We start from the raw sequence: 16,259 nt of genomic DNA, 5'->3' as shown, positions 1-16,259 counted from the left end.
AATAGAAATACAAATATTGAAAAATTATTTAAGTAGTTAACGCTTGTAGCTCTTTTACTAAATCACCTATTGAATTCATATCGCCACTTTGTATATAATAATTTTCTGCATCCATTTTTGTGTAATGATTAAGAATGGAGTTTTGTGGCAGAACACAGCCATCGGCAATTGCCTCTCTAATATTTTGATTTGTACAATAACCTGCAAGATCGTAGCTCCAGATGTTTTCAGATATTATTTTTTCAATATCAGCCTTACTTATATTGTCGCTGTAATACATTTTATTAGTCTGAAAGACTCTTTTAATATCAGGATTAATCCTCACTAAAATAAAATAATCATATTGAGTGGTAGAACCATTATTTAACAAGATATTTGGTAAATATCTGCCTTGCTGATCCCAATCCCGGGTTTCGAGAAGCAGAAGATTTGACTGTGAAGCAACTGATTTTACATTAATTTTCATACCGTTGATCTCTAAGTCCGAATCATCCCATTGTCCGGCTCCTAATATTCTAAAATCCGGCGTCTCTAAATTTAGATTTTGTGATTTGAAATAGTTGTATAATGCAGCTTCAGCTAATTTTCCCTGAAATGTGTTGCAGAATTTTTCTCCTGCTTTTCTGCCGTACTGTCCGCCGGTTCTGTTTGCTCTATGATGCCCTTGTCCAAAGCACATATTGTATGCAAAATCAAGCACATTTTGGATGTCCTCATCAGCAATAGGTAAACCATCAAATGGTTTTGGCCTGCTGACATAATACTTATTTGAATTTGGTGTTTGATCTAATTTCATATCTGGATTGTTCTAGTGCCTGCCACTTCTGCTATGATATTCCAGTTTTCTTTATACTGCTCAAGAGAAGATAGACTCACACTGGTTATTTCATCGTCTGAAATAGTTTCAACATAGGTCATAGGAATTATGTAGCATATTCCGACCTGCTTATCAACTGCTGCGTAAATATCGCAGTGTTCCGCCGTTATTCTCTGTCCTCGGTTTCGTTCATGCTGATAATCAATTCCCTGTCCTCCTCTGTCTCTGTCTTTAAAACTGATCGTATTTCCTGATGCCCCTTTTATCTGAATCCTTAAAAGAATATTATTATAATCTATTACCGCATCATATTTGCTGGATCTGACATCAACATTTGAGCAGTTAAAACCTGCAAGTATCGCTCTTGCCAAAAATAGAAACTGAGCACTGTCTCCTGCATTGGCGGTCATTACACCGCTGTTTATATTTTGAATGTTTGTCGGAAATCCGTTTGAAAAAATAAAGTCGTACTGATTTTCCAGAATTTTCCGAAGGCTTGTAGTTGTATATCTATAGTGATGAGGATTCTCCATATTTTGTCTGATGTAATTTACTGCATTATCAATAAATCCGCGTTTATCTAATTGGTTGCTGATACTAGCTTGTAAATTAGCATCATAATAATTCTGGAGATCAGATCTTAAAATGAAATGACGGTTTGCAATATCTTTAATTCTTGCTTTTACAAAGTCAGTAGCAGCGAACTCACGATCTAAGACTTGGATAAATTCAGAATTGTTACACCGTTCTATGAAATAACGCTTCATTATATTTTTAAAATCAGTCTGGGAACCAAGCAAGCAGCCCCATTGCGGCCGACATTTGCGATATTAAAATTCGGTGAGTTTACGGCATTCATATTTTCCGTAAGATATTCAATTTGTTCTTCTGTCATCTTCCAATAAATCTATTATGCTCACACCTAGTCCATATGCAATTTTTTGAATGCTTGTCAGCGTAACGTTTTTTTCAGCTCTTTCGATCATTCCGATATAAGTACGATGGACATCAGAAAGATGAGCCAGCTGTTCCTGTGAAAGCCCTTTTTGAATTCTTAAATTCCTGACAGTACTGCCGAACTTTACTAATATTTCTGATTTCTCTTTCATTTCTGGTTGTTATACGTAAATCTATAGATTGTTCCTATTTTAATCAACATACTATAGTTAGCATGTGTTCAGGTATGATGTGATATAAACCCTTTAAATGCAGATTATATATTAAAATAATAGCCATTTGTAAACAGATTTACTTTACTTTGTATTTGTTATGAAAAATTTTATCCGCTATGTACTGCCGTTTAGAAGTGCCTTTCATCAAATTACTCTCAGCAGAAGGGAATTGTTAGTGTTAGAGAAATTAGTAATCAGATATTTAAGCGTAAGGGATTTAAATGAACTTCGTGACAGATTTGAAGGGCAGGCTTTTTTGGATAATTATTTCCAGAAAGCTGTGCCGCTGTTAGGACTTCAGAAATATCTGAAAACAGATTTAATAGATTTTGAAAATATTTCACCAGATAAAATCAAGCCGGAGATTAAAATTGATGGAAATACAGTAAATGTTATTCAGTTTGAGGATGACCTGCCTCTTATTGACACTTCTGATAATCTTCCGTGTATATTTATTTATTCTACACACAAACAGATACCTGAGCTGTGCGGTTTTGCTTCGGCAGAAACTGTTAAAAATTATATTTTAGATATTAAGAGATATGGATTTGGTTCAAAAGAAACAATAAAAGGTTCTTTCTACGGATTTGATAAATTGAAAATGTTTGAAAGTATTGGTGATTTGGCTGAACTGCTTAAAAAGTAAATTAATAAAGTTATTCAGCATCGTCATTCTCTGGTATAGGCTCACCTTTCATAAAAGCTTCAAAAGCTCCAACCGGAGCAAAATCAATATGTATTAATGAATAGTCTTGCTTTTTTCTCCAAAGACGGACTGAGTCCGTTCCCTTTTTTTCAAGCCAGTCTTTTGTAACCAAAGTTCTGCTTTTTAAGCCTAAGACATCGACAAGGAGCCACTGCCCTAAAGCTGACTGTCCATAGATATTTCCAAACTGGTCACGCTCCGTTAAGCTTCCTGATTGAAAGTTTTTCAGATTATCACCAGTCAGAAGTGCAGGAATAGTTCTTCCATCGGGAAGTGCTAAGTGAAAACGGACTTCTGGCCGTAATACTCTGCTGATTTTTCTTTCTTCTATAATTTTTAAAATATCTGGGCAGAAAAAGTTTCCGAATTTCTGATGAAAATCTATTGGTATCGGTATGTAAATTTCGTTTAGAGGTCTTAAAGTGTTAGAACCTTTATTTTTAGGAGCTGCGTTCCATGCATTCAAGCCTGATTTTTCTTCTACTTCTTTACTTTTATAAGAATATAGCGGCAGATAAATTTCAACAAACTCCTCTGCTGTATTTTTCTTCTCAATTGTTTCTGTAAGTTGGAGATAAGCTTTCAGCAGAAATGAAAATGGGTCTTCGATAATTTTAATATCAAAACGGTTTAACAGAAGAGTGTTGTATTTATCTGAATCAAATCTCTGCCATATCTGAGAATCACCGAATGTGTATTTATATTCTTTCAGGCCGTCAGACCAGACTATTCCGCTGTCATTTGAACTTACTGTAGTAATGTTTGAAACATCAATAAGGGGATAAGAACATTCATGTATACTGAAAAGACCTTTATCTCGTGTAACATAGTGATAAATGTTATCTGTCTCAGTAAGCCCGAGTCTTACGTAGTCGCTTGACATTCTTTCGTTTTTTATTCCCGAAATCTTAGAAGCGAGAGAGTGCGCATCTGTTTTGTAAAGGTCAATTTCATTCTTGTACTTTTTCAGCTGCATAACTTTCTGGAAAGAAGGTCTGCTTCCCATCCATGTTTTTAAGCCTATCCCAATCCTTTTGTTTCCAAAAACCGATAAAACATCATGAGGAGTATTTCCTATATCTACGTTTTCGCTGTCAAATATTTTAGCAAAGACAGTTTCCTGAAATTTAGAATCAAGATGAGGAACAGCATCGCCGTGCTTTTGTCTGAAAAGATTAGACAAAGCACCATAAACCTGCAGAAACTGTATGTATTCTTTCCGCTGGTCAGCTGTATACTGCTCCCAGACACTCATATTAAAGAACTCTTATAATTTCACGGCTGATTCTTTCAATTAATGTGGTGGTCACAGAATTTCCTGCCTGCATGTAAAGTTTGCTGTCTGCAATTTTTGGAAGTATGTATCTATCCATTGGATATCCCTGGAAAGCAAAACATTCTTTTGGTGTAAGTTTTCTGATTCCGAAATCGTCTTTAATTAACGGAACGTTATGTCCTCCTGCACCCATATTTGCTGTCAGAGTAGGGCAGACGTTGCTTTTATTCTCCCTTACATAAACTCTTCTCCACTGATAAACAGTATCCTTTTTTGTCATTGTTTTTTCAAGTTCAGGATAGTATTGGTGGGTTTCTTTATAATAGTATTTTTCATCCTGTTTTCCTTCCTCTAAAAAGTCGTGAATCGTATGCGTCAGAGGAATCTCTTCTGGAAATTGGAAGTCGGCGAAATCAGCTACCTGTTCGGGATCAAATGCGACAATAAATATTCTTTCTCTGTTTTGCGGCACATTTCCATGAGTCATAGAGTTTAAAACTTTTGCAAAAACTCTGTATTTCAATTTTTCTTCAAGGATTTCACAAATAACTCTAAATGTTTTCCCATTATCATGACCAACCAGATTCTTCACGTTTTCAAGAAAAACAACTTTAGGTCTGTGCTTTTCAATAATTTTTTCAATGTCAAAAAACAATGTTCCTCTTGTATCAGAAAAGCCTTTTTGATAGCCTGCAATGGAAAATGCCTGGCACGGAAATCCCGCGCAGAGAATATCAAAAGTGTCTGGAATATAATTCTTGATATTTTCCTGAGATATATCACCGAAAGGAACTTCTCCGAAATTTTCTTTATAGGTAATCTGTGCATCCTTATTCCATTCGCTGGTATATACACATCTTCCTCCCGCATTCTGCATTGCAATTCTGAAACCTCCGATTCCGGCGAATAAGTCGATGAACTTAAAAGTATAGTTTTTTGGAGTGGTAAACGGAACATTTTCAACCTCTGCGAGAAGTTTTTTTACTGCCGATTTTACAGTAGTTTTTTCAGCATTTCTTTTTCTGTAGTTTACAAAATTTTCAATGATGTTAATAGCTTTTTTTTCATAATGCTTAGCAACTCCATTATGGTAATTATGAAGGTAATGAGTCAGCACGGCTTTTTCCTCAGAGGCGTTTCCTGTTACTGAAAATTCATAATCTTTATTGTCTAATTCAGCTATTCTTATACTTTCTGTATCTAACATCATACTCCTAAAATTGTATCGCAATTTACAAAAAAAGGCTTAGATTTTTGTAAGTAAAATGTCGGTAGGACTTATAAATTTTATTTCAATTTCATCACCGATCTGAGCATCAATATGATAAAACCAGTCACCGAGAAGCTGAAGATTGCCGTCACCATGAAACTGCTTGGCGTATTTTTCTTGGGCTTGATTTCCGGAAGCTTTCAGCCGGCCGTTTGTTATAAAACCATCCGAAGTGCTGAAATTATATACCTGGCTTCTAGCTGGTTCTTTATCATTTGTAATTTCACAATTATAGGCATCGGGCGCAGGTATTTGCAGATAACCTTCTCCGTAACGGATTCCTCTCGTGTTGGTATGGCGGTGAGAACCCCATTCTAAGTGGGCTTGTTTAAGTGTTGTTCTAAAGTACTGTCCTGTAGTCGGCATAGTTTTTAATTTTTTAAGGTTTTTAGTTCATTTATTTTGCTTTCTATCTGAGCTGAGTAAAACTCTGTATTTTTTTCGATTTCTTTTGCCCAAAATCTCATTACTGTCCAGCCTTCCTTTATTAATTCGGAGTTGACAGTTTTATCTCTGCTGATGTTCCTTTCTATCTTGGGGATCCAATACTGTCGGTTAGATTTGATATTTTCTTTTTTTATTTCCCAGTCTTTTCCGTGCCAGAATTCTCCGTCGATAAATATGGCAAGTTTAATTTTCTTGAAAGTTAGATCAGGCTTTCCGAAGACTGATTTATTGTTTTTACGATATCGAAAACCCTTTCTGAACAAAGATTTTGCAAGCAATATTTCAGCTTTTGTATCAGAAGCCTTAATTGCCTGCATGTTTTTTTTTCTTTGCTCTGGTGTAAGGTTGTCCATTCATTTATATAATTACAAATTTATTTTGTATATTATTAATCAAAGTAATAGAGTTGTCTATAGCAGATTTAGAAAATGTTCTATTATTTGAAAAGTAATTGCTTAACCAATGAAAATTGTTAAAAATAATTCATGCAAATATATTTATTCTTTAGCTTAACCGAGCGAGTTTAAGTAGTTTAGATGATCTGTTGTTATATCTCTGATCTGCGATATTACTTCGTCTTTATCTTGAGGTTTAATCAGACCTAGCACTATATAACTTTCTAACATTTTCTCGACATTTTTAGTTTGGTTAAGAAATTCGCTTGTCCACCTTTTTAATTCTTCTAATTTTTCAATATCGGTAGTTTTATTTGTATAATCAACCGGCTTTAAATTCCTGTACATTTCTTTTACTATACGTAGGAAGTTTTCATTATCAGTCATAATATAGTTTAATATGTTTGTTGATATTTTAATGTATTAAGGACTCTTTAAAACAGAATAAGTTAATCGTAAAAATTATTTATACGTTCGTAAACTATTACAAATGATTAGAAAAAGGTTCAAACAATAGTCAAGACTTTCTCTTATTTTGATTTTTAAATTCTTTCTGTAGGCGTTCAATTTCTTTACTCAAATCATTTAGTTCTTTTTCGCTGAGTTTTGTAAATAGATATAAAATATCAATCTCGAAAAAATTGCAGAATTTAACAATAATTTCTAATGTTGGGTTTGTTTCACCTCTTTCGATTCTTCCAACATGATTGCTGGATAAATTTAGTTCATTACCAAGCTGTAACTGTGATAGTTTATTCTTCAATCTATTAAATTGAAACAATTTTCCCGTTTGGAATTTTAATTCTTCTATTTCCCATATATACATTTAGTAAATTTTGGGTTTTCAAAAGTTTTTCATCAACACATATATGTTATTGTATTCATTTTTTTACTATATTTGTAAAATTAGTTACAGAAATGTAACTTTGCGATACTTCAACGAATAATAGAAGCTATTGCTTAGAATCTCAACTTGAAAACTGGTAATTTACGAAACGAGAGGATAAGTATCAAGCTCACGACCTAGGCGTGAGCTCTCTTATCTGTTTCAAGGTATACCAGTACCCCAAGTTAGATAATGTAGAGTTTCACGCCGTTTTATTTTCTCAATGCAGTCCGCTTTTCTCTACAGTAATTTCTAAGCCGCTTCTTTAAGATATAGTATCAGACTGTACGATACAATGGGGTGTACAACTCATTGCGGCTTTTAATGCTTTTCACGGGACACAATTTCATTCATATTAAATGGCTTTCAGGTGCCTTGCGGTTATCTTATGTGAAATCCTTTACCAAAGGGCACTGCGAAAGTTTTGTTTTCAAATACCTGAATCCGGTAGTAATAAATAAGAAGAAATGAGATAGAATCTTCCTCAGCATAAAAAAAGCTCCTCCCATAAGTTTGCAGACCAGGGAAAGAGCTAGAGTTTATTCGAGGATTTTAATAAAATTAAAACCCATACAAAACTATGAAAAAATCCTATTCTAACATAGGAAGCATCGGTCTTGTGTTTATATCTACCGTAATATTCGGTAACATTAAAGCGCAGACCAAAACAGTGACGGGAACTGTTACTGTCGGAGAGGATCAGTCACCGCTTTCGGGAGTTGTGGTCTCTCAGGAAGGCAGTGACCAGGTTACCTTAACCAATTTAAAAGGCATATATCAATTAGAAATAACAGGAGAGAATCCATCTGTCATCTTTCGGCATCCTGAATATTCGGAAAAGAAGATCGCTATTGGCGGTAGAACAATTGTCAATCTTAAGCTGGATCATAAGGAACAGGGCATTGAGGAAGTGGTTGTCAATGCCGGATATTATAAGGTTAAGGACAAAGAAAGGACGGGAAGTATTGCTCGGATTTCCGCTAAGGAAATTGAAAATCAGCCTGTGACGAATGTGCTGGCATCTGCACAAGGTCGTATGTCAGGAGTAAGTATTATGCAAAACTCCGGTACTGCCGGTGGTGGGTTTGATATTCAGATAAGAGGTAAAAACAGCCTAAGGTTTGATGGTAATTATCCTTTGATCATTGTTGATGGTGTACCCCTCAATGCGCAGTCCAACTCTTTAAGTACTTTATCGAACAATATTCTTTCCAAGGGAGAATCAAGTCCGCTCAATTCCATCAACCCGAATGATATTGAAAGTATGGAAGTTCTCAAGGATGCGGATGCAACGGCAATTTATGGTTCCAGAGGGGCAAATGGTGTTGTGATTGTAACCACAAAAAAGGGGAAAAAGGGAAAATCTTCGCTGGAGTTCAATGCCATTAGTTCTGTATCAGGAACTAACAAGTTGGTAGAAATGGCCAATACAGAGCAGTATCTTCAATTGAGAAGGGATGCCTATGCCAATGATGGAATAACAACCTATCCTGCAACAGCATACGATATTAACGGGAAATGGGATCAAAGCAGAAATACGGACTGGTACAGGGAATTCATTGGAAAAACTTTTATAAGCCAGCAGCAACAGCTCGCTTATTCTGGAGGATCGGAAAATGTCCAGTATTATCTGGGGTTGTCCAATTTGGAGCAGGGTAGTGCTTTTGGCCATGGTTTAAGATACAAACGTTCTGGATTTAATTTTAGCACGGTAATTACCAGCCCCGACAAGAAGCTTAAAATAAGTCCGACCATCTTTTATACCAAGGAAAACAACGATCAGACAGATGCAGACCTTACCCGGCAGATCTTGCTGGCTCCCGATGCTCCAATGTTATATCAGTCTGACGGCAGTCTGAACTGGGAAGGAAATACTTTTACCAATCCTTTGGCAAAATTGGAAAATAAGTATCTGAACGCTATCAGATCATTAGTAACCAACGTTAATGCCTCTTATGAGATCTCAGAACATTGGGCTTTAAAATTGAATGCAGGATATACGCAGACGCAGCAAAATGAATCAAGGATCAATCCCTCGTCCGCCTTCAATCCAGGTTTAGGCTATACGAGCAGTACTTCTGCACGTTATGAAGGATTGGTTTCTAAGACAAGCTGGATTGTTGAACCTCAGCTTCACTGGAATACAAAATGGAATGACCATTCTTTCAGCGCATTCCTGGGTTCTACATTTGAGGATAGAAAAAATGATATCGTAAGATTGCAGGCATCTGATTTTACTTCAAATGAGTTTATAGATAATTTGTCCAATGCCAAGGTCCAGAAGATCATTGAAGATACCAATATCGACTACCGCTACACTGCGTTCTTTGGACGTTTTAATTACAATTATTTAGGGAAATACATTTTTAATCTGACAGGTCGAAGAGATGGTTCCAGCAGGTTTGGCCCGGACAAGAGATTTGCCAACTTTGGTGCTGTTGGTGCAGCCTGGTTATTTTCTGAGGAACACTTTATTAAGCAAAACTTAAAGTGGTTGAGCTTTGGAAAGCTGAGAGCTAGTTTAGGGACTTCCGGAAGTGATCTTATTGGGGATTATCAATATCTGAATACTTATACAACCACATCGCAAGCTTATGATGGAACGATAGGGATCTATCCTTCAAGATTATATAATCCTGATTTCAGTTGGGAGAAAACGACAAAGCTGGAATATGCTTTAGAACTTGGGTTTTTAAAAGATCGTATCAACCTTGCTGTAGGCTGGTTCAGAAACAGATCATCCAATCAATTGGTAGGGATTCCTCTTCCGGCTACTACGGGTTTTGCAACGATACAAAGCAATTTTTCTGCTAAAGTTCAGAACTCAGGAACGGAGGCGGATCTGAGTATTTCAATTGTAAGGGGACAATATGTGAGATGGAAAATGACCGGAAACTGGACTCTTCCAAAGAGCAGGCTTCTCGAATATGATAATTTGCAATCATCATCATATTCTTCTACTTATGAAGTAGGGCAATCACTAAATATCAAAAAGGTTTATGAACTTAAAGGGGTCAATCCGACTACAGGGTTGTTTGAGTTTTCCGATCTGAATGGCGATGGTAAGATAGATTCCAATGATAGAACGAAGGTGGTTGACATAGGTGTTAAATATTTCGGTGGAATAGGAAGTCAGGTCTCATATAAAAATTGGTCATTGGATTTTCTGTTTCAATTCGTTAAACAGAGACAGTTTAATTTAGATTATAGTCTGCCATTACTTGGCTCTATGTCCAACGTTCCAACCTATATGCTGGATTACTGGACTCCTGAAAATCCTGATGCACGTTTTCAAAAACCTAGTACAGGTTCCAATACCAATGCATCCAGAGCTTTTGCGCAGTATCAGGCCAGTGATGCGGTTATTGTCGATGCTTCATTTATAAGGCTGAATAATCTACAGATAGGCTACAAAGTTCCTCTGTCGGGAGCTTGGGTCAATGATCTGACACTGCAATTGCATGCGCAGAATCTCGTGACCTTCACTAAGTACAAAGGCATTGATCCCGAAGTGCAGGGGTTATTTCTGCCCCTGGCAAGAACGTTTGCCTTTTCAGCTAATATTAAATTTTAACAAAATGAAAAATTCATATCATTATAAAAAGTATTTTTTACGCTCTATTATTCTATTTTTCGGTTTTTATGTGATAAGCTGTGAGAAGTTTCTTGAAGTGGATGAGCCCAACAATCAGATATCCCAATCTATAGTGTTTAAAGATAAGAGTCTTGCATATGCAGCTTTGTCTGATGTTTATTCCAATTTAAGAGCCAATACGCTTTTAAATGGTTCGCTTTATGGGGTAGGAACATTAATGGGCTGTTATACAGATGAACTCAATTCTGTAAGTAATCAGTCTCTTGATTTTAAAACCTTTTTTGATCTTAGTGTCCAGCAAAATACCACGGTTGTCAATACGATCTGGGTGAATGCCTACAAGCAGATCTATGCTGTTAATAATATCATTGAAGGCGTTGAAAAAAGTACCGCCTATCTTGATCAGCAGACCGTTAATCAGATCTTGGGCGAGGCTTATTTTATACGCGGGTTCTTACATTTTTATCTGGTAAATCTCTATGGTGATGTACCGTATATCACGACTACTGATTATCTGCAAAATCAATCTGTTTCAAGACAGAGTTCAGATAATGTGTATGTTCATATTGAGGAAGATTATCAGAAAGCGGATCAGTTCTTAACAGATCAATATCCTACAGCCAATCGGACGAGAATTAACAAATCAGGCGTCAGATTGGCATTGGCCAGACTCTATCTATACAAGCAGGAATGGGCAAAAGCCAGAATAATGGCGGATTTGATTATTCAAAATCCACTTTATACCATGGAGCAGGATATTTCAAAAACATTTTTAAAAGATAGTAAAAGTGCTATTTGGCAATTTATGCCTTTGGAAGCAGGAGTCAACACTTTGGAGGGACAGTATTATATTTTTGTCACCTTGCCTCCGCAAAATGTCGTTTTATCTCAAAATTTATTGAATTCATTCGAACCCAATGATCAGAGAAAACTAAAATGGACAAAGGCTTTATCTAATGCCACGATGAATTATTCTTATCCTTATAAATATACCCAGAATAATAAAACTTCATCATCCCTAGAGTTTTCAATTGTGTTAAGAGTTGAAGAGGCTTACTTGATTTCGGCTGAAGCTGAGAATGAGTTAGGAAATATTCAGACTGCAATGACGCGTTTAAATCAATTGAGGCAAAGAGTAGGGCTCGCTGGTCTTGATAATTTAAATCAACAGCAGATAAGAGTTGCTGTGATGGATGAACGGCGGCACGAATTGTTTACTGAGTTTGGACATAGATTCTTTGATCTTAAAAGAAAAGGTCTGTTAAACATCTATATGCCCACAGTTAAATCCTCTTGGAAAAACTATATGTCTCTATTGCCCCTGCCTGAAAATGAATTGATTGCCAATCCATCTCTTAAACCTCAGAATGATGGGTATTAGATTTTATGCATCATTATTTGCCTTATTGTGTTTTTGTTGCGGAAAAATTTCTGGACAAAGGATTTTAGATGATCAAAAAATGGATAAATGGTACAAGATCGTTAATTCGGATATCAGTAATAATGGTCATTGGAGTTCATTTACTAAAATTTATGACAACTTTGAAAAAAGAACAGTTCTGTTAAATGCACAAACCAAAGATACGATCTCATTTAAAAATGTTGTTAAGAGTTTTCTCAATGATCATTTCTTTGTAGTGCTTCAATCAGATAATAGTCTATTAATGATCAACTTAAAAACTAAAGAAAACAAAGTAATTAAAGATGTATCTGATTTTAATTTTAAAGATGATTTTCAATATGGTTTTATCATAACACGTTCTAAACAGCTTTTCGGTATAGGAAAGTCTCTGAGGTTGTTTAATATTGCAGAAAGGATATCAAAAATTCAGACGCTTGATAGTGATCTGTCATTGGTTCTGGGCAGTGATTTTTCTTTCATACTTAGTTATCGAACAGGTAAGACCATAACAAGATTTGACAGTATAAGATCGCAGGAGCTGATCAATCATACGCCTGACATCTCACGTAAATTATCAAAGTTTATTGTAAAAGATAGTGGAAGACTGAAGGTATTATCGTACAATTGGAATGGGGAGAAAATATTGGATAAATTCATTGACAACAAGTTTAATGATTTTACCGGGTTCGGATTTGGCGATCAGAATATGCTTATTGCATCAAGGAAAAACAAACCCATTTCGTACAAAGACAGCATTGAGAATTGGTACGGTAGTGACCTTGCTTTAAAACCCAATTTCGATGCAAGGGCAAATAGTGATTTTGAAGCATTACTGCTTGATCTGTCAACCGGGGAACAGGTATCTAATGAGAGTGATCCAAATGTAAGCAATCGTTATCTGATCTTTAATGATCGGTATATATTGGAGGTTCTGGATTTTGCCAATGGTGATTCCGAAACTGAGTTTTTAATTCCCTCCATTAGAATTAGAAATCTTCACGATAATAAAGTTGAATTTGAAGTTGAAAAAGCGAAACAGTTTTATCCGGTAGGAGAAGGTTCACTGATCTACTTTGAGAACCGGGATTGGTGGATGTATAATTTACGTTCTAAGAAGAAAGAAAATTTGACGAGTAAAATAAAGGAAAAATTTTATCGATCTAACAGACAAAATGAGAGTAACCTCAATCCGGCAGGAGATCTGTTTTTTTCGAATAAGATGAATAAAATCTATCTAACATCAGTAAATAATTTGTGGGAATATGATCTGAATTCTAAGACATATAAAAATATGACAAACTCTTCTGATCCGGACGTATCCTTTAAAATATTAAATAGATCGGTAGTGACAAGTGCACCTCTCAGATGGACAAGATATCGGAAAATCAAAGAAAATTATATTTTGATCAAGGTAAGTCATAAAGATGATATTCGAGAGGGGCTGTCAGTGTATGACGGTAAGAAACTTGAAGGGATTTCAGGCTTGGACTTTTATAAGCTTGATCAATTCGTCTGTTCTAAAAGTAATATCAGTTTTACAAAAGAAAATGCTAACACGCCATATTTGTTAGAAAAATACAACGTCAGAGATAAAACATTGAAGGTTATTTATGAGTCCAATAAGGAAACGTTTCAGAAAGAAAAATTTCCAAAATCAGAATTAATTAATTTTAGGGATGATGATGGAAATGCAACCTATGTAAGTGTCATTCTGCCTCCGGGCTACGATCATAATAGAAAGTATCCTGCCATAGTATGTGTCTACGAGAATGAAGCAGCTTCCTACAAGTCTTTTTATTTTCCGAGCGTTTTCAATCAGTCCGGATTCAACCGTTCCCTGACGGCTATGGAAGATTATATTATCATTTTGCCCAGAATAAAATATATCATCGACCAACCTGGAGAATCTGCTCTCAAGTCCGTTAATAAAGCTATTGAAGTAGCATCTGATTCTTTTGGTATCGACCAAAATAAAATGGGAATAATGGGGGAATCATTTGGAGGCTTTGAAACAAATTATATCATTGCGCACTCGGGATTGTTCAAAGCAGCAATAAGTGGAGCTTCCTTATCGGATATTACTGCTTCTTATTTCTCAGTCAGTAAAACCAATTTTAGACCGAACATTTGGAGATATAAAGATCAAAGTTTTCGATTTTCCGGTAATTTTTATGATAATAAAAATGTGTATATTAATAATAATCCTGTCTTCAATGCCGATAAAATAAACACCCCGCTGTTGCTGTGGGCAGGAAAGGAAGATCGTCACGTTGATTTTGAGCAAAGTATTGCAATGTTTGTCGGACTAAGAAGTCTTAATAAACCTGTTGAACTCATGTTATTTCCGCATGATGGACATACACTGATGAAACCTGAAAATCAAAAGAAGGCAACTCAATATTTCTTACAATGGTTCGATCGTTATCTTAAATAGAAACTATGATAAAATAAAGAAAGCTGCCGATAGGCAGCTCTTTTTATTATGGTCTGTAAAGAGACTCAGGGCAACTTGTTCCCTGAAGTTCTCGCAAAACGTTACCGTTGCCATCCTGACAGGCAAAAGCCGAAGGGATGGTCGAACATTCAATAAATGTATTTTCACATTTTGGATTGGCCGGATCTGAAACATCCAGCATATGTCCATCTACAATAGCGCTGTTATGCGCTTTGAAACTCTGAGTTGTCAATGCTGCACCTGTAGCTAGTAATCCTACACATACAGGTAAAATGAATTTTTTCATAATAATGTAATTTTAGTTTTTGCCTACTCTTTTATAGGTTTTGGGCTTTCCCTATTAAATTGTTTTGATATCACCTGCGCATAGCGGTATCTCACAATTTCGCTTCCGATCAATGTATAAAAGAACTGATCGGTTGCCAACATCTGGGTCATCTTATTGTCACCGCGGTTCTCGACGTAAAAACTTCCCAGATATTCTCTTTTACTGATGTTGTACATATCTACAACACTATTGTTTTTCCAGTGTTTTCTCAGTTCATACCTTCCGATCAAATTCGATCTATTAAATAAAATGTCTTGCTGAACAGTTGCATATCCATTGACGATCTGTGGTGGTGCTGCCATTTTCTTTATACCATTTTTCATTTCGACCACTTTAATTTGAGGCGTTGATATCGTATCGATAGTATGATATATCAATTTTTCACTTATGGTCTTATCAAAAACATCAAAACGGTTTTTGTAGTAATAAACATAGATCAGTGATTCACTAAACGGGCTGTATAATAACTGTCCATCTGTCTCAAACAGACCATTTCCATCCAATGAGGTATCATTCAATTTTACTCGGTTATCTTCTGAAAGATTTAATATTCCTAGTGTATTGGAACCACTATTGCTACTTTTGGAACGTAAAGCAATATGATCATTGTCGACAATTTCCAGATCACTGAAATAAGCGTCGTTTACACTAATGATCTTCATTTCAGTTTGCCCTATCGGAGCTTTGCAAATTATAGGAATTTTCCCATCGTATAAAAATACATACGGAGGAGCAACTTTGATCTTCGTACTTGACCACTTGAATGTCCTATAATTTTCAGGTTTCAGTAAATACTGTTCATAAGATTGTAGGTCTTTTGAGAGTGCAGTAAGAAGAAATGGAGAAGTATAATTTCCAAGATAGATCTTATCATTATCATGTCCGGCAAAATAAAATGAATTGAATTTCAGATCATAACGATCTATTTCGACCACGCCATGATGAGGAAAACGCCTGATAAAATTGTTTTCTTTTTTTATCATGTATTCAGAGGTATAATACAATAATACCACCAAACCACTACTAAATACCAACATAAAAAGAACTACCGAGATAGTTCTTTTATAATTTACATTTCTATCAATTTCTACTAGAAAATAGGAGATAATGGCTAACAAAATGCAGCATATGTTGAATACCAGATGTGTATTCCAATCCATTTTTTCCAAAATACCGCCGCAAGAGCAAGGTATAAATTCACTATAATTCAAAATAAGATAAATGTAAGCTGTAAATGCTGCCATCAGTCCTATTGAGAAGTATAGTCCAATCCTTCTGGTTGTAGGAATGGCTAGTAAAAAAGCAATCGCTATTTCAATAATTATGGTGAAATATGATACAATTCCTGCATAGGCACTTAATAGTGGTGATTGACCGATCTGTATTTGAAAATTCTCAAAATCTAATATTTTACTTATGCTGGCATAGCAAAATAATAGTATGAAAAAATAACCTGTACATTCTACAAATCTTGATTTGAAGGTTTTCATTGGTCTGATTTTACTTCTGT

General features: G+C 35.6%; 15 protein-coding genes. 4 read left to right on the top strand and 11 right to left on the bottom strand.

Annotated features, from left to right (window positions below):
* Nucleotides 1-28: 28 nt before the first annotated feature.
* From ODE14_RS06735 to ODE14_RS06725, 3 genes are all read right to left on the bottom strand, one after another.
* A complete protein-coding gene (locus ODE14_RS06735; RefSeq protein ID WP_263603454.1) occupies nt 29-796 on the bottom strand; it encodes a hypothetical protein in 768 nt (255 codons plus the stop codon).
* The gene (locus ODE14_RS06730) at nt 793-1,584 is read right to left on the bottom strand and encodes a hypothetical protein (RefSeq protein WP_263603453.1); all 792 of its coding nucleotides are present in this window, start codon (nt 1,582-1,584) and stop codon (nt 793-795) included. Before ODE14_RS06730 ends, ODE14_RS06735 begins: the two co-directional genes overlap by 4 nt.
* Before the next feature lie 108 nt (nt 1,585-1,692).
* Complete coding sequence (locus ODE14_RS06725) at nt 1,693-1,926, bottom strand: helix-turn-helix domain-containing protein (RefSeq protein ID WP_263603452.1); 234 nt, start codon at nt 1,924-1,926, stop codon at nt 1,693-1,695.
* A gap of 160 nt (nt 1,927-2,086) precedes the next feature.
* Here ODE14_RS06725 and ODE14_RS06720 point away from each other — a divergent pair, with 160 nt between their 5' ends.
* The gene (locus ODE14_RS06720) at nt 2,087-2,635 is read left to right on the top strand and encodes a hypothetical protein (protein ID WP_263603451.1); all 549 of its coding nucleotides are present in this window, start codon (nt 2,087-2,089) and stop codon (nt 2,633-2,635) included.
* A 10-nt stretch (nt 2,636-2,645) separates the two neighbouring features.
* Here ODE14_RS06720 and ODE14_RS06715 read toward each other — a convergent pair whose 3' ends face one another.
* From ODE14_RS06715 to ODE14_RS06690, 6 genes are all read right to left on the bottom strand, one after another.
* A complete protein-coding gene (locus tag ODE14_RS06715; RefSeq protein ID WP_263603450.1) occupies nt 2,646-3,950 on the bottom strand; it encodes a restriction endonuclease PLD domain-containing protein in 1,305 nt (434 codons plus the stop codon).
* Nucleotide 3,951: 1 nt separating this feature from the next.
* Nucleotides 3,952-5,181, bottom strand: coding sequence for a DNA (cytosine-5-)-methyltransferase (gene dcm / locus ODE14_RS06710; protein ID WP_263603449.1), 1,230 nt, complete (start codon nt 5,179-5,181; stop codon nt 3,952-3,954).
* Nucleotides 5,182-5,217: 36 nt separating this feature from the next.
* Complete coding sequence (locus ODE14_RS06705; RefSeq protein ID WP_263603448.1) at nt 5,218-5,607, bottom strand: hypothetical protein; 390 nt, start codon at nt 5,605-5,607, stop codon at nt 5,218-5,220.
* A 5-nt stretch (nt 5,608-5,612) separates the two neighbouring features.
* A complete protein-coding gene (locus tag ODE14_RS06700; RefSeq protein ID WP_263603447.1) occupies nt 5,613-6,041 on the bottom strand; it encodes a very short patch repair endonuclease in 429 nt (142 codons plus the stop codon).
* Nucleotides 6,042-6,197: 156 nt separating this feature from the next.
* Nucleotides 6,198-6,470, bottom strand: coding sequence for a hypothetical protein (locus ODE14_RS06695; RefSeq protein ID WP_263603446.1), 273 nt, complete (start codon nt 6,468-6,470; stop codon nt 6,198-6,200).
* Between the two features lie 130 nt (nt 6,471-6,600).
* On the bottom strand, nt 6,601-6,909 hold the full coding sequence (locus tag ODE14_RS06690) for a helix-turn-helix domain-containing protein (RefSeq protein WP_263603445.1): 309 nt from the start codon (nt 6,907-6,909) through the stop codon (nt 6,601-6,603).
* Between the two features lie 640 nt (nt 6,910-7,549).
* Between ODE14_RS06690 and ODE14_RS06685 the strand changes: the two genes are divergently transcribed.
* The 3 genes from ODE14_RS06685 to ODE14_RS06675 all read left to right on the top strand — a co-directional run bounded on the left by ODE14_RS06685 (nt 7,550) and on the right by ODE14_RS06675 (nt 14,400).
* On the top strand, nt 7,550-10,543 hold the full coding sequence (locus ODE14_RS06685) for a SusC/RagA family TonB-linked outer membrane protein (protein WP_263603444.1): 2,994 nt from the start codon (nt 7,550-7,552) through the stop codon (nt 10,541-10,543).
* 4 nt (nt 10,544-10,547) lie between these two features.
* Nucleotides 10,548-11,945 carry a RagB/SusD family nutrient uptake outer membrane protein gene (locus tag ODE14_RS06680; protein ID WP_263603443.1) on the top strand — a complete coding sequence of 466 codons (1,398 nt, stop codon included), beginning with the start codon at nt 10,548-10,550 and terminating at the stop codon, nt 11,943-11,945.
* A 79-nt stretch (nt 11,946-12,024) separates the two neighbouring features.
* Nucleotides 12,025-14,400, top strand: coding sequence for an alpha/beta hydrolase family protein (locus tag ODE14_RS06675; RefSeq protein ID WP_263603442.1), 2,376 nt, complete (start codon nt 12,025-12,027; stop codon nt 14,398-14,400).
* Between the two features lie 46 nt (nt 14,401-14,446).
* Here the strand turns inward: ODE14_RS06675 and ODE14_RS06670 are convergent, their stop codons facing one another.
* Both ODE14_RS06670 and ODE14_RS06665 read right to left on the bottom strand, forming a co-directional pair.
* Nucleotides 14,447-14,707 carry a DUF6520 family protein gene (locus tag ODE14_RS06670; RefSeq protein ID WP_241613706.1) on the bottom strand — a complete coding sequence of 87 codons (261 nt, stop codon included), beginning with the start codon at nt 14,705-14,707 and terminating at the stop codon, nt 14,447-14,449.
* A 23-nt stretch (nt 14,708-14,730) separates the two neighbouring features.
* On the bottom strand, nt 14,731-16,239 hold the full coding sequence (locus ODE14_RS06665; RefSeq protein WP_263603441.1) for a MauE/DoxX family redox-associated membrane protein: 1,509 nt from the start codon (nt 16,237-16,239) through the stop codon (nt 14,731-14,733).
* Between the last annotated feature and the right edge of the window lie 20 nt (nt 16,240-16,259).

This window comes from Chryseobacterium sp. PET-29 (genome assembly GCF_025736815.1).
GTDB classification, from domain to species: domain Bacteria; phylum Bacteroidota; class Bacteroidia; order Flavobacteriales; family Weeksellaceae; genus Chryseobacterium; species Chryseobacterium nepalense.
This window is presented reverse-complemented; position numbering and strand designations above follow the sequence as displayed.